The sequence below is a fragment of the Phaeovulum sp. genome, assembly GCF_047638075.1.
Classification (GTDB): domain Bacteria; phylum Pseudomonadota; class Alphaproteobacteria; order Rhodobacterales; family Rhodobacteraceae; genus UBA6197.
In genome coordinates this window covers 53,021-65,507 of sequence record NZ_JBLJBV010000052.1, presented here as the reverse complement: position 1 = coordinate 65,507, position 12,487 = coordinate 53,021, and the positions used below count along the sequence as shown (strand labels likewise).

Here is a 12,487-nt window from a genome sequence, read left to right as displayed (position 1 = left end):
CTTGGGCATCCCTCAGGGGGATACGTCGGGTGTGTTAAAAGTTCGTGGTCGGGACTGTGTCATCCCCCTCGGGTTCTGGCTCATTCCTCTTGCACTGGCTGGAATCGCATTCTGGGGTCTGATCTTGCGGGCAATCGTTTCTTGGCTTTGGTAAGGATTGGCTCCCTGCCCACTGCTTTGGCGGGCTAAACAACATCCCCACTCTGGCAGCAAAACTCCAATGGCAGCACCTAAAAAGCTTCTGTTCCGCAAAGGGGCCGTTGCGGGTAGGCCACGGGACCAAATCCTTCAAGATCATCCAGATGCGGAAACAACGCTGTGAAAAGCGACAACAGCCGAGGTTCTACCGTCTGCGCGATATGAACGCCGGGGTGATAGCTTTCCAGTTCCACCCCCATAACCCGCAAAGTGCCCTGCCGTGCCAGCGCCAGATGGTAAGTCATTACCGGGGCTCCGGGTCTTATCTCGAACACATTGCACCCATCAACAAAGGCGCGGGCGGGAACATATGCCTTGCCCTGTCTGGCAGGCATCTGGCAACCCGTATCACGCGATAACAAGCGCGCGCCCCCACCCAAAATCAGATCCGATTGCGGCTTCCCATGCCCGAGCGCATCAGCAGTGATCCGGGTCAAGGTCGCAGAGACCGTATCCGACGGCATCTGAGCGGGATAGGCCATCATTGACCCGATCCACAAAATCGGCTCGGTTCGCCCTTCTGCCGTTGTCACCCGCATCCCCGGGATCAGGTCTTCTACCGCGATCGGGCCAGTTTCCGTTTGAACCAATGCCCCCCTGGCAAGTGCCGAAAACGCAGATTCGAACAACGAAATTGCGGGGCCAAGATGCGTTGAGGTCGCCACATCGCCCGACGGCCGAAGCCACGCGGTTTCATAGCGACGCGTCATGGGCATTGTGCGCAGCGTTTGCGCGCAACCAGATGCGGAAACCGGTAACCGCGCAGCCCCAATACGGGCCGATACAGTTACCTCTGCCGTCGCCCCCAAGATGCCGGGGCGGTGAGGATAAGACATGCGATCAGCCTTTCGGTCTGGTCACATCTGCGACGGCCCCCACCAGATGCAGATAGACATCTAATTAATGCCTCTACTTGTTGCGCAAGTCAAATTCTGACCAATACTGCGCACCAAAGAATATCAATCCAACCTTATTCAAATGATTGTTTCAAAAATCGGAATTTCCACCCGCGCGCCAAAGGAACCGCACGCGCGAAAACCCGTTGGATCGAAAGCACGGGGTGCGAAGCCAGTATTTCAACAAAAGCCGGTGTATTGCGAGTGGGTTAAATCAACCGACAGGCGGGAACACCAAATACTGCGGCATCGCGCCATCTTTGCCCGATCCCGCCATTGTCAAAGCCGGATTGCAGAAATCAACCTTCCGTAGTCTGCCTGGCCAAGCTGCGTCGTGCGGCGGTAGGAATAAAACAGGGTCGGATCGGAATAAGTGCAGTGTCGGGTCCATTCCGCATTGCCCACACCCGCCTCACGCAGGCGATAAAGGCCAAAACCGGGCAGGTCAAACATGGGCTTGCCGTTTGGCCCGCCCGCAAAGAAACGATCAAAGGCGGGATCCTCGGTCAGGAAAGTGTCCATGAACTCATCGCCAACCTCATAGGCGCGCTGCGAAATCGCGGGGCCAATCACCGCGGTTATGTCTTTGCGCTGCGCCCCAAGCGCAACCATCGCCGCAACCGTCGCCTCGAGTATGCCGGCCAGCGTGCCGCGCCATCCGGCATGAGCCGCCGCTATGACCCCAGCTTTTCGGTCAGCAAACAACACCGGTTGACAGTCCGCGGTCAGCACGGTCAGCGCCAAGCCCGGCGTGGCGGTAACCAGCGCATCCGCCTCAACTGCGGTCTCGGGCGGCGCCGCTACCGTGACAACATTGGCCGAATGCACCTGGTGCACCCCGACCAACGCCTGCGCCGCCACCTGCATCGCACTTGCCACGCGGTCACGATTGATCGTCACCGCCTCAGTCAGGTCTGACGACCCGTAACCGCAGTTCAGTCCTGCGAAAACGCCCGAGGACGCGCCACCCTTGCGGGTAAAAAACCCGTGGCGAAGGCCGGTAAGGGCGGGCGCGGTCACAATCTCAAGCGTCATGCTCATCTGGGTCTTTCAGTGGGGGCCTGATCAAAGCCGGGCGGCAAGGGGGCGGTGGGCGCATAAATCGCCAGCGCCTGAAACAGGTTTCCCATTTCCGACGGGTGGGTCAAGCGGTGATGTGCCGCGATATGTGCCTCAAGCGCCGGTTCGCTCAAACCTTTTGCCAAGGTTTGCGCCCGGCCAGTAATACCCAACCGCTCCAACATTACCCCTTGCGGCGTCAGCGCCGACACGGCTGCCCCAGCGGCACAAGCGGCACCGGCGATAGGCTCGAAATCCACATGCGCCGTCAGATCAGACTCACCAGGGCGGGCCAACGGGTCTTCTGGGCGGTGGGCGCGCAAGGCCTGGAAGGTATCGCCAAGGCTGCGCCAACCACCATAATCAATAACCAGCGCAACGCCGCCGTGCCGCACGATGCGCCCGGCAATGGCAGCGGCAATAGAGGGTGCTGCGGGACAGATTTCCACGATATCGCCGTCACGCGTGTCACCCAGACGATGTGCCAGATTGGCCAGTGGCGTTGCGGGCGCCAACCCCGGTGCCAGCCGCCCCTCGGGAGTGATGCCCACCTGCCGCTCGGACCATTCGTGCCCATGCCGTTCAAACTGACGAATTGGCAGGGCGTCAAAAAACTCGTTTGCTACCAGATATAGCGGCGCCTTGGGCAGGGTTTCAAAGCTATCATGCCAGATCGGATTGAACACCCCCAGGCGCTGCGCCTGCACCGTGCGCAAGGCTGGTGACGCCTCGATCAGATGCACACGCGCCGCCTCGGCCATACCAGGCACCGCGCGGATTGCGCGCAAGATATCCGCCATTAGCGTCCCGCGCCCCGGCCCTGGTTCTGCCAGCGTAAAAGGTGAAGGGCATCCCTGATCCAGCCAGACCTGCGCCAGACACAGGCCCAACATCTCACCAAACATCTGGCTTATCTCAGGTGCGGTGATGAAATCGCCCGCCCGCCCGAACGGGTCACGCGTAACGTAATAGCCATGATCAGGGTTCAAAAGGCATTCCGCCATGTAGTCTGATAGCGGCATCGGCCCCTGAAGGGCGATGCGCCGCGCCAGAATCGTCGCCAGCGGCGTCATGCAGCCTTTCGCGCCCTAAGCGCGAACCATAGCCCCACCAAAAGCATCGGCAACGACAGGATCTGCCCCATCGACAGCCCAAACCCCGCGCCGCCGATCACATGCCCCAAAGGATTATCAGCACTGATGAACTGCGCATCCGCTTGCCGGAATAGTTCCACAAACATCCGCGAGGCGCCGTAACCGATCAAGAACACCCCCAGCAAAAACCCCGGCCTCAGTAGCGCCCCGCGCCGCAGTAGCGCCCACAGGATCAGCCCCAGAAGAATGCCTTCCAGCCCCGCCTCATAAAGCTGCGATGGATGGCGCGCACAAGGTTCGGTCAGCGTAGCGCAGGCCTGCGCGGCCGCCCCGGGGAAAATCACCCCCCAAGGCAAATCAGTCGGGCGCCCCCACAGTTCTGCATTGATAAAATTGGCGACCCGCCCCAACCCCAATCCGATCGGCGCCACCAGGGCAAATGCGTCCGCAACCGATAAAGGCGCAATCGCATGTTTGCGGCAATACCAGATCCCCGCCACGACCACCCCAAGAAAACCGCCGTGAAATGACATGCCCCCCTGCCAAACCTTCAGAATGTCCAATGGATGGGCCAGATAATGCGCCGGATCGTAGAATAAAACAAACCCCAGGCGGCCGCCCAGAACCACACCCAAAACCACTGCGGTCAATAATTCTTCGACCTGTTCCGGCCGCATCGGCGCCTGCCCCCCCCACAGCGCCGGGCGCTTCATCAGCCCCGTAATCACGCGCCAGCCCACAATCAGCCCAACAATATAGGCCAGCGCATACCAGCGCAGCGGTAGCCCCAAACCCGGAATCGTGAAAATTACCGGGCCGATATCAGGAAACGGAATCGCGTGATGCATGGACTCACCTCGGTTTGGCCGCTCAAAGACCCTGCGCCCGCGGTGAAGTCAACCTTGAGGTTTCGCGTTCGCGCCGCCATATAGGGCGAAACCCGCGAATGAGGATGCCATGCAACCGCCCAACAAATTCTTCGATGAAATGTCCAAGCTGATGACCAACGCCATGGGCGTGGCCCAAGGCGCCAGGACCGAGGCTGAAACCGCAATGAAATCCTGGATGGATCGCTGGCTGGCCGACCGCGATTTTGTAACGCGCGAAGAATTCGACGCAGTCCGCGCCATGGCGCAAAAAGCCCGCGAAGAAAACAAGGCACTAAAGGCCCGTCTTGACGCGCTTGAACCCAAACCCGCCCCAGCCAAAAAACCGGCAGCCAAAAAACCCGAAGCCTAGCTGCAACCGCGCGGATCAGACCCCCAGACAAAACGCCAGCACATAAAATCTGGCCGGCTTTTGTTTGGTCAAAATACTCCCGCCGGAGGCATCCAACCTTTCACTCAGCCAGGACAGATTGGCGTAAGGCCCCATCGGCCCCATAGATTAGAATCTTGCCGCTTGCGGTGACAACAACGCTATAACCCTTGGCAAAAGTCAGTGCAGACACGGTTTCCCCCTCGGGCAAGACGATATGTGCTGGCAATTGCGGGATCACTGCATCTCCGCTTGGCAAACGGATGACAAGAAGCGCGATGATCGTTAAAAGGCCCGCAATCATCGTGCCGGTCAGAACCGTCACCAACAATTTCAAAAACCGGATCTCGGGCAGCGGTTGCGGGGACGGGTCGGAAGGCAGCATGTCGGACATCAAACAACAGATCCTGCGCGTGGTGATCGGGAAAGCCCCGCCTGACCGTCTTGATAAGGCGCTGGCCCGCGAAGTGCCAGAGGCAGCTGCATTGTCACGCTCACGACTGGCCCGGATGATCACCGAGGGCGCTGTCAGCCGCGACGGCACCGTGATCCATGACCTCAAAGCGCGCGTCTACGAGGGCGAGGCCTATCAGATCACGCTTGAACCCGCCCGCCCGGTGGAAACAAAAGCCGAGAATATTCCCCTGCGTGTTCTTTGGGAAGACGATGATCTGATCGTGATCGACAAACCCGCAGGGATGGTGGTTCACCCTGCCCCCGGCTCGCCTCAGGGCACGTTGGTCAATGCGCTTTTGCACCATTTCGGCGGCGCGCTTTCAGGCATTGGCGGCGAGGCCCGCCCCGGCATTGTGCACCGCATCGACAAAGATACCACCGGCCTTTTGGTGATTGCCAAATCAGACCGGGCGCACCACGGGCTTGCCAAACAGTTTGAACAGCACAGCGTCCACCGCCACTATCTGGCAGTTGTTTACGGCGCGCCCGATGCAGGCGATCCGCGCCTGCGTGGCACCCGGGGCGTCAGCTTTGAGGGCGGCAATGTGCTGAAAGTCACCTCGCAATTGGCCCGCCACAAAACCGATCGTCAGCGCCAGGCGGTACTGTTCGAAGGCGGCCGCCACGCGATTACCCGCGCCCGACTGGTCGAAAGCTATGGCACACCACCGGTAGCCGCCCTGATGGACTGCTGGCTTGAAACCGGTCGCACCCATCAGATCCGGGTGCATCTGGCCCATGCCGGTCACGGTCTTATCGGGGATCAGACCTATGGCGGGCGGCGCAAGCTACCTGCCAAAGCCCTTGGCGAGGCGGCACTGGAGGCTGTGGCAAACTTTCCGCGTCAGGCGCTCCACGCGGCCACGCTGGGCTTTAACCATCCCGTGACAGGCGAAGACTTGTCGTTCACCTCGCCCCTTCCCACCGACATGGCAGCCCTGTTGATGGCACTTGGCCGCTCATAACCCCGTGAGGTGGCACGAATAGGCTGGCCTTGCGACGGAACCACGTTCATCTTGCGTTAAATACCTGATGCTAATTGCCAGATCGGCTTTTGGAAGAAACCGTCAAGGCTTGAACGATTGGGGGAAAGCCCCCATCTTGACGTGCCTCGATCAGGAAAAGAGGTCGCAGATGACGAATTACACCAACCTTCCCGCCCCCAGCCCCGAACAGGGGCTGAACCGCTATTTGCAAGAGATCCGCAAATTTCCACTGCTGGAGCCGGAAGAAGAATACATGCTCGCCAAGCGCTGGGTGGATCACCAGGACAGCAGCGCCGCCCACAAGATGGTAACCAGCCACCTGCGTCTGGCCGCCAAAATTGCCATGGGTTACCGCGGGTATGGCCTGCCTCAGGCCGAGGTGATTTCTGAGGCCAATGTCGGTCTGATGCAGGCGGTGAAACGCTTTGACCCTGAAAAAGGCTTTCGGCTGGCCACCTATGCAATGTGGTGGATCCGCGCCTCGATTCAGGAATATGTCCTGCGGTCCTGGTCGATGGTAAAACTGGGCACCACGAGTGCGCAGAAAAAGCTGTTTTTCAACCTGCGCAAAGCCAAATCCAAGATCGGCGCGTTAGAGGACGGCGATTTGCGCCCCGAACACGTTGCCCGCATCGCGCATGACCTGAGCGTGACAGAAGACGAAGTCATCTCGATGAACCGGCGGATGTCGGGGGGGGACGCATCGCTGAACGTGCAGGTCGGCTCGCCCGATGGCGATAGCGCCACCCAATGGCAGGACTGGCTTGAAGACGAAGACGCCAATACCGCCGAAGCCTACGCCGAAGCCGACGAACTTGATACACGCCGCACCATGCTGATGGATGCAATGGATGTTCTCAACGACCGCGAACGCGATATTCTTATGCAGCGGCGCTTGCGCGATGAGCCGGTGACCTTGGAAGAACTATCGACGCAATATGATGTCTCACGCGAAAGGATCCGCCAGATCGAAGTGCGGGCATTCGAAAAGTTGCAAGATCGGATGCGCATCCTCGCGCGTGAAAAAGGCATCCAGATCCCGGTGTAAAACCGGCCAGGAATTCGGGATTACCCGTCTTGGGCGCGGGCCGATAGCGATATGCTTTAACTTCGTGTCCTGTAGTCACGACAATTTCTGGTCTTTCCAATCGGCAGAGGCGATACTTTTCCCTTCATCTGGTCTCGCTACGCTTACGTTCCGGTTTCTGAGGTGATCGTGACCTGCCACGGGATTTTTTCGCCATCTGGGATTAGGGTCCGGCCCAACAAAGGGACGGACAATGAAGCGAACGAGATACAGCGAAGGGCAGATCATCGGCATTCTGACCGAGCACGCGATATGCGCGAAGTGTGCCGACCTTTGCCGCGAGCATGGCCCGTCGGAGGGCACCTTCTACGCCTGGAAGGCCAAGTATGGCGGGATGACGGTGTCGGATGCGAAGCGGCTGAAGTCACCGGAAGATGAGAATGCAAAGCTGACGAAGCTTCTTGCGGAACAGATGCTGGATAGCGAGACCTTTGCATGCCATTGGTCCGAGGACAATGGTCGCGCGCAAAGAAGGAACTACTCTCAAAAAATGGCAGCGTCCGCCGCGAAGCGCGAGGCTGTCGCGCATCTTCAGGCCAAGCTGGGCCTGTCGGAGCAGCGGGCCTGCCGCCTTGTTGATGTGGATCGCAAGATGATCCGCTACCAGCGATCAATGGCCGTGAGATCACTGCTGGCGGCTATCCGGTCTAGCAAATTTAGGGTTTCGCCCCACAGGCCAGGTTCACCCGGTTCAAGTTCCATAGCGGCCATATGATCGCGGTAGAGAATGCCGGAGAGCCATGGTGTAGAACCTCGGTGTAGAACCGAAGTCAATCTAAACCCTTGATAGCCACTATATTTTTGATCTGCAAAGGGAAAAGATGGTGCTGTGAGAGAGGATTGAACTCTCGACCTCACCCTTACCAAGGGTGTGCTCTACCACTGAGCTACCACAGCATCTATCGCGATCATCTGACCGTGGGCGCGGATTTAGACGTATTCGGCGCGGGGTGCAAGCGCAATCTGGACGCTTTTGTTCATCCGCGTTAAGAGGGTCCGATGGAGAAGAAATCTCAAAATCCCGGCAAGGATCGCCCCGACAACACCCGCGAAGCGCGGTTGCGGGCGGCGCTGCGGGCCAATCTCGCCAAGCGCAAGGCGCAGGCGCGGGCACGGGCCGAAGAACCGGATGAGCAAAAAGAGGACGAGTAGCTGCCCATGGACCAGATCATTGTCAAAGGCGGGGCCGAGTTGAAGGGTCAGATCCCGATTGCCGGGGCCAAGAACGCCTGCCTTACGCTGATGCCCGCCACGCTGCTTAGCGATGAGCCGCTGACGCTGACCAACGCGCCGCGCCTGTCGGACATCAGCACGATGACGCAGCTTTTGTCGTCGCTCGGGGCCGAGGTGGCCAGCCTGCAAGGCGGGCAGGTTCTGGCGATGTCCAGCCATGATATCAACAACCACACCGCAGATTATGACATCGTGCGAAAGATGCGCGCCTCGATTCTGGTGCTGGGGCCGATGCTGGCCCGTGACGGTCACGCGGTGGTATCGCTGCCGGGCGGCTGTGCAATTGGCGCGCGTCCGGTCGATCTGCATCTGCGCGCGCTTGAGGCGATGGGCGCCGAATTGGACCTGCGCGACGGCTACATCCACGCCAAGGCGACGGGCGGGCTGAAGGGGGCGGTGTTCGAATTTCCGTTCGTTTCGGTTGGTGCTACAGAAAATGCGCTGATGGCGGCCACGCTGGCCAAGGGCACGACGGTGCTGCGGAATGCGGCGCGCGAACCTGAAATTGTTGATCTGGCAGAATGTTTGCGTGCGATGGGCGCCCAGATCGAGGGCGAAGGCACCGCCACGATTACCATTCAGGGTGTCGACCGGCTGCACGGCGCGACCCATCCGGTCGTCACTGACCGGATTGAGCTGGGCACCTATATGCTGGCCCCGGCAATCTGCGGCGGCGAGGTGGAGCTTTTGGGCGGGCGTATCGCGCTGGTCGGCGCGTTTTGCGAAAAGCTGGATGCGGCGGGGATTGATGTTGAAGAAACGCCGCTGGGCCTGAAAGTGCGTCGCCGTAATGGCCGCGTGAACGCGGTTGATGTCGTGACTGAGCCTTTCCCCGGCTTTCCGACAGACCTTCAGGCGCAGATGATGGCGCTTTTGTGCACGGCCGAAGGAACCTCGGTTCTGGAGGAGAAAATCTTTGAAAATCGCTTCATGCACGCGCCGGAACTGATCCGAATGGGTGCGAAAATTGACGTGCACGGCGGTCATGCCACGGTGACCGGGGTGGACCGCCTGAAAGGTGCGCCCGTCATGGCCACCGATCTGCGCGCCAGCGTGTCGCTGATTTTGGCGGGACTGGCCGCCGAAGGTGAAACCGTGGTCAGCCGCGTCTATCACCTTGATCGCGGTTATGAGCGGGTCGAGGAAAAGCTGTCGGCAGTGGGCGCCAGTATCGAACGCGTCAAGGCGGAATGATAGCCGCCAGCCTTTGAACAACCACACCTCGAAATGCTTTCTGGCAGGAGACGGATGATGAGCGAAGACGCAAGGTTTGAAGACGCGACTGAAACCGCCCTGGCGCTACGGGCAGAGGCCGCCGACGATCTGCCGGTCATTGCCGCACTGGTGCAAGACGCCGTTTTGCCGATCACTGAAATTCGCTGGGACAAGGGGGCGCGCAAACTTGCCCTGCTGATCAACCGTTTCCGCTGGGAAGATCGCCCCAATGCTGAATCGCGCCGCCGCCCCTATGAGCGCGTGCGCACGCTTTTGGTGATTTCGGATGTGACGGGCGTTGCGAGCCAGGGCATTGACCGCAGCGAAACCGATACGATCCTGTCGATACTTGATCTCAGCTGGGAGGCGAGCACGGACGGCACGGGCCAGGTCATTTTGACGCTTGCCGGTGACGGCGCAATTGCGGCAACGGTCGAGTGTCTGGCCGTTGATCTGCGCGATGTGACCCGCCCCTATATCGCCCCCTCGCGCAAAGCCCCGCAACACCCGGAGTGAACGTAGCCCCCCCGTTATGGGCCGAAATGCAATAGTCGTGGCGTTTTGGGGCCTGCCCTGTGATGCAGCGCTTGCCGCAGGGGCGATCAGCGACTAATCGGGTTCGGCTACAGGAGTGTTGATCATGCCACAGTTTCTGTCTACCCGCGATGCCGGTTTTGACGCGGCTTTCAAGGCGCTGCTTGGCGCCAAGCGCGAAGATGCCCCTGATGTGGATGAGGCCGTAGCCACGATCATCGCAGATGTGCGCGCGCGTGGCGACGCGGCAGTGATCGAGCTGACCAAACGGTTTGACCGGCTGACGCTGACGCCTGACACTCTGGCCTTCACACCAGATGAGATTGCCGCCGAGATCGCCAAGATCGCCCCCGAAGATCGCGCCGCGCTGGAACTGGCCGCGGACCGGATCGGGGCCTATCACGCGCGCCAGATGCCCGAAGACGCGCTTTGGCAAGAGGCCAGCGGCGCCCAACTGGGCTGGCGTTTCACACCCGTTTCGGCAGCCGGGCTTTATGTGCCGGGGGGGCTGGCCAGCTATCCGTCTTCGGTGCTGATGAATGCCATTCCGGCGCGGGTTGCCGGGGTTAAGCGGCTGGTCATCGCCTGCCCGACGCCGGGCGGCGTGGTCAACCCGCTGGTCTTGTTGGCCGCGCAGATTGCGGGGGTGGACACCGTCTACCGCATCGGCGGCGCGCAGGCGGTGGCAGCGCTGGCCTACGGCACCGAAACAATCACTCCGGTCGACAAGATCACCGGGCCGGGCAACGCCTATGTGGCGGCGGCCAAGCGCCGGGTGTTTGGCAAGGTTGGGATCGACATGATCGCCGGGCCCTCGGAAATTCTGGTCATCGCTGACCGCGACAACACCCCCGACTGGATCGCGCTTGACCTGCTAAGCCAGGCCGAACACGACGAAAGCGCGCAATCCATTCTGCTGACCGATGATGCAGATTTTGGCCGGGCCGTCGCGGCCGCGGTCGAGGCGCGATTGCAAACACTGGAACGACGCGCAATTGCCGGGGCCAGTTGGCGCGACTATGGCGCAATCATCGTGACCCGTGATCTGAACGAGGCCGCAACCCTTTCAAACAGGGTGGCCCCCGAACATCTGGAATTATGCGTGGCCGACCCCGATGCGCTGGCCACCAAGATCACCCATGCAGGGGCGATTTTTCTAGGCAGTTACACACCCGAAGCCATTGGGGATTATGTCGGCGGGCCAAACCATGTGCTACCCACGGCGCGCTCGGCCCGGTTTTCATCGGGGCTTTCCGTACTGGATTTCCTCAAACGGACGACCTTGGCAAAGATGACCCCGGCGGCGCTGGCCGAGATTGGCCCTGCCGCAGAACGGCTTGCCAACTCGGAAAGCCTTGAGGCACACGGGCTTTCGGTGCGCGCGCGCCTTGACGCCCTGAACGAAGGAGGCGGAAAATGAGCCGGATCACACGGATTGACATTGATGATCAGGGTTTTGCCGCGCTGACCCCCGAGATTGAGCAGGAACGCAAGGTCGCGATCTATGATTTGCTGGAGGACAATTCCTTCGCGCTTCCGTCAAAGGGCGATATAGCAGCCCCGGCTGGCCCTTTCGCGATGGGGCTTGCGGTGCGTGAGGGGCGGTTGGTGTTCGACTTGCGGTCAGAAAGCGACGAACCGGTAGCCGCTTTTCACCTATCGTTCGGCCCATTCCGGCAGGTGGTCAAAGACTATTTCCAGATCTGCAAAAGTTATTTTGAGGCCGTCAAACGCCTGCCCCCCAGCCAGATCGAAGCCATCGACATGGCCCGACGCGGGATTCACAACGAAGGCGCACGGGTGCTTCAGGAACGACTGGAGGGCAAAGCCGAGCTTGATATTGACACAGCGCGGCGTTTGTTCACTTTGATTTGCGTACTGACACCGGGAACATAATGGTAAAACTACCCCATTCGGTTTTGTTTTGCTGCGACCATAATGCGACACGCTCGCCGATGGCCGAGGGCATGATGAAAAAGTTTTACGGGCAAGAAGTCTACGCGCAATCTGTTGGCGTCAAAAGCGATATGATGGTTGACGGCTTCACCGTGACGGTGTGTCAGGAAATCGGGGTTGAACTGGGGCGGCACCGGGCGCGTTCATTCGATGAAATGCAAGACTGGGGCGACGATCTTTCGGGATTTGATCTGGTCATTGCCCTGTCGCCCGCAAGCCAGCGTCGCGCGTTGGAATTGACGCGGTATTTCCATCTTGATGTGGAATACTGGCCGGTCATGGACCCAACCGGCATAGCCGAAAACCGCGAAGCCCAGCTGACCGTCTACCGCCAGACACGCGATCAGATCAAAACCCGGATGCTGGAGCGTTTTGGCCCGCCACAGATCCCGCAAACATAAGCCGAAGTCGCCCCCACCAATGCCCGGTATTCGTTGTTGGCAAACAAAACCCCTTTTCTCTTGACATAAGCCTTGAAAATTGCCGCGACCCGGCGCAATACAGGCTCGCCTGCGG

14 protein-coding genes, 1 tRNA gene and 1 pseudogene are annotated in these 12,487 nt (G+C 60.0%); 10 read left to right on the top strand and 6 right to left on the bottom strand.

Annotated features, from left to right (window positions below; genetic code table 11):
• Positions 1-230: 230 nt before the first annotated feature.
• The 4 genes from ACM62R_RS08095 to lgt all read right to left on the bottom strand — a co-directional run bounded on the left by ACM62R_RS08095 (position 231) and on the right by lgt (position 4,095).
• Positions 231-914 carry a Hint domain-containing protein gene (locus tag ACM62R_RS08095; RefSeq protein ID WP_415183547.1) on the bottom strand — a complete coding sequence of 228 codons (684 nt, stop codon included), beginning with the start codon at positions 912-914 and terminating at the stop codon, positions 231-233.
• 459 nt (positions 915-1,373) lie between these two features.
• Complete coding sequence (gene pgeF / locus ACM62R_RS08090) at positions 1,374-2,129, bottom strand: peptidoglycan editing factor PgeF (protein ID WP_415183565.1); 756 nt, start codon at positions 2,127-2,129, stop codon at positions 1,374-1,376.
• A 2-nt stretch (positions 2,130-2,131) separates the two neighbouring features.
• Complete coding sequence (locus tag ACM62R_RS08085) at positions 2,132-3,226, bottom strand: class I SAM-dependent methyltransferase (protein WP_415183546.1); 1,095 nt, start codon at positions 3,224-3,226, stop codon at positions 2,132-2,134.
• Complete coding sequence (lgt, locus tag ACM62R_RS08080; protein ID WP_415183545.1) at positions 3,223-4,095, bottom strand: prolipoprotein diacylglyceryl transferase; 873 nt, start codon at positions 4,093-4,095, stop codon at positions 3,223-3,225. The genes ACM62R_RS08085 and lgt overlap by 4 nt, the downstream gene beginning before the upstream one ends.
• 109 nt (positions 4,096-4,204) lie before the next feature.
• On the opposite strand from lgt, the gene ACM62R_RS08075 reads away from it, so the two are divergent.
• Complete coding sequence (locus ACM62R_RS08075; RefSeq protein ID WP_415183544.1) at positions 4,205-4,486, top strand: accessory factor UbiK family protein; 282 nt, start codon at positions 4,205-4,207, stop codon at positions 4,484-4,486.
• A gap of 100 nt (positions 4,487-4,586) precedes the next feature.
• On the opposite strand, the gene ACM62R_RS08070 is transcribed toward ACM62R_RS08075, so the two are convergent.
• Complete coding sequence (locus ACM62R_RS08070; protein WP_415183543.1) at positions 4,587-4,898, bottom strand: DUF6476 family protein; 312 nt, start codon at positions 4,896-4,898, stop codon at positions 4,587-4,589.
• Between ACM62R_RS08070 and ACM62R_RS08065 the strand changes: the two genes are divergently transcribed.
• The 3 genes and pseudogenes from ACM62R_RS08065 to ACM62R_RS08055 form a co-directional block, all read left to right on the top strand.
• Positions 4,888-5,925, top strand: a complete 1,038-nt coding sequence (locus tag ACM62R_RS08065) for an RluA family pseudouridine synthase (protein ID WP_415183542.1) — start codon at positions 4,888-4,890, stop codon at positions 5,923-5,925. The genes ACM62R_RS08070 and ACM62R_RS08065 overlap by 11 nt on opposite strands.
• A gap of 169 nt (positions 5,926-6,094) precedes the next feature.
• Complete coding sequence (gene rpoH, locus ACM62R_RS08060; RefSeq protein ID WP_415183541.1) at positions 6,095-6,994, top strand: RNA polymerase sigma factor RpoH; 900 nt, start codon at positions 6,095-6,097, stop codon at positions 6,992-6,994.
• Positions 6,995-7,226: 232 nt separating this feature from the next.
• A pseudogene (locus ACM62R_RS08055) lies at positions 7,227-7,640 on the top strand (transposase); the annotation flags it as partial.
• Positions 7,641-7,855: 215 nt separating this feature from the next.
• On the opposite strand, the gene ACM62R_RS08050 reads toward ACM62R_RS08055, so the two are convergent.
• Positions 7,856-7,930: transfer RNA gene (locus tag ACM62R_RS08050), tRNA-Thr, on the bottom strand.
• Between the two features lie 102 nt (positions 7,931-8,032).
• Between ACM62R_RS08050 and ACM62R_RS08045 the strand changes: the two genes are divergently transcribed.
• The 6 genes from ACM62R_RS08045 to ACM62R_RS08020 all read left to right on the top strand — a co-directional run bounded on the left by ACM62R_RS08045 (position 8,033) and on the right by ACM62R_RS08020 (position 12,372).
• A complete protein-coding gene (locus tag ACM62R_RS08045) occupies positions 8,033-8,185 on the top strand; it encodes a hypothetical protein (protein ID WP_415183540.1) in 153 nt (50 codons plus the stop codon).
• A gap of 6 nt (positions 8,186-8,191) precedes the next feature.
• Entirely contained in the window at positions 8,192-9,460 is a 1,269-nt protein-coding gene (gene murA / locus ACM62R_RS08040; RefSeq protein WP_415183539.1) for a UDP-N-acetylglucosamine 1-carboxyvinyltransferase, read from the top strand.
• 57 nt (positions 9,461-9,517) lie between these two features.
• Positions 9,518-9,997 (top strand): DUF2948 family protein, encoded by a 480-nt coding sequence (locus ACM62R_RS08035; RefSeq protein ID WP_415183538.1) that lies wholly within the window; start codon positions 9,518-9,520, stop codon positions 9,995-9,997.
• A gap of 124 nt (positions 9,998-10,121) precedes the next feature.
• The gene (gene hisD / locus ACM62R_RS08030; protein ID WP_415183537.1) at positions 10,122-11,435 is read left to right on the top strand and encodes a histidinol dehydrogenase; all 1,314 of its coding nucleotides are present in this window, start codon (positions 10,122-10,124) and stop codon (positions 11,433-11,435) included.
• A complete protein-coding gene (locus tag ACM62R_RS08025; RefSeq protein ID WP_415183536.1) occupies positions 11,432-11,911 on the top strand; it encodes a UPF0262 family protein in 480 nt (159 codons plus the stop codon). Before hisD ends, ACM62R_RS08025 begins: the two co-directional genes overlap by 4 nt.
• Positions 11,911-12,372, top strand: coding sequence for a low molecular weight phosphatase family protein (locus ACM62R_RS08020; RefSeq protein WP_415183535.1), 462 nt, complete (start codon positions 11,911-11,913; stop codon positions 12,370-12,372). The genes ACM62R_RS08025 and ACM62R_RS08020 overlap by 1 nt, the downstream gene beginning before the upstream one ends.
• Positions 12,373-12,487: the final 115 nt, after the last annotated feature.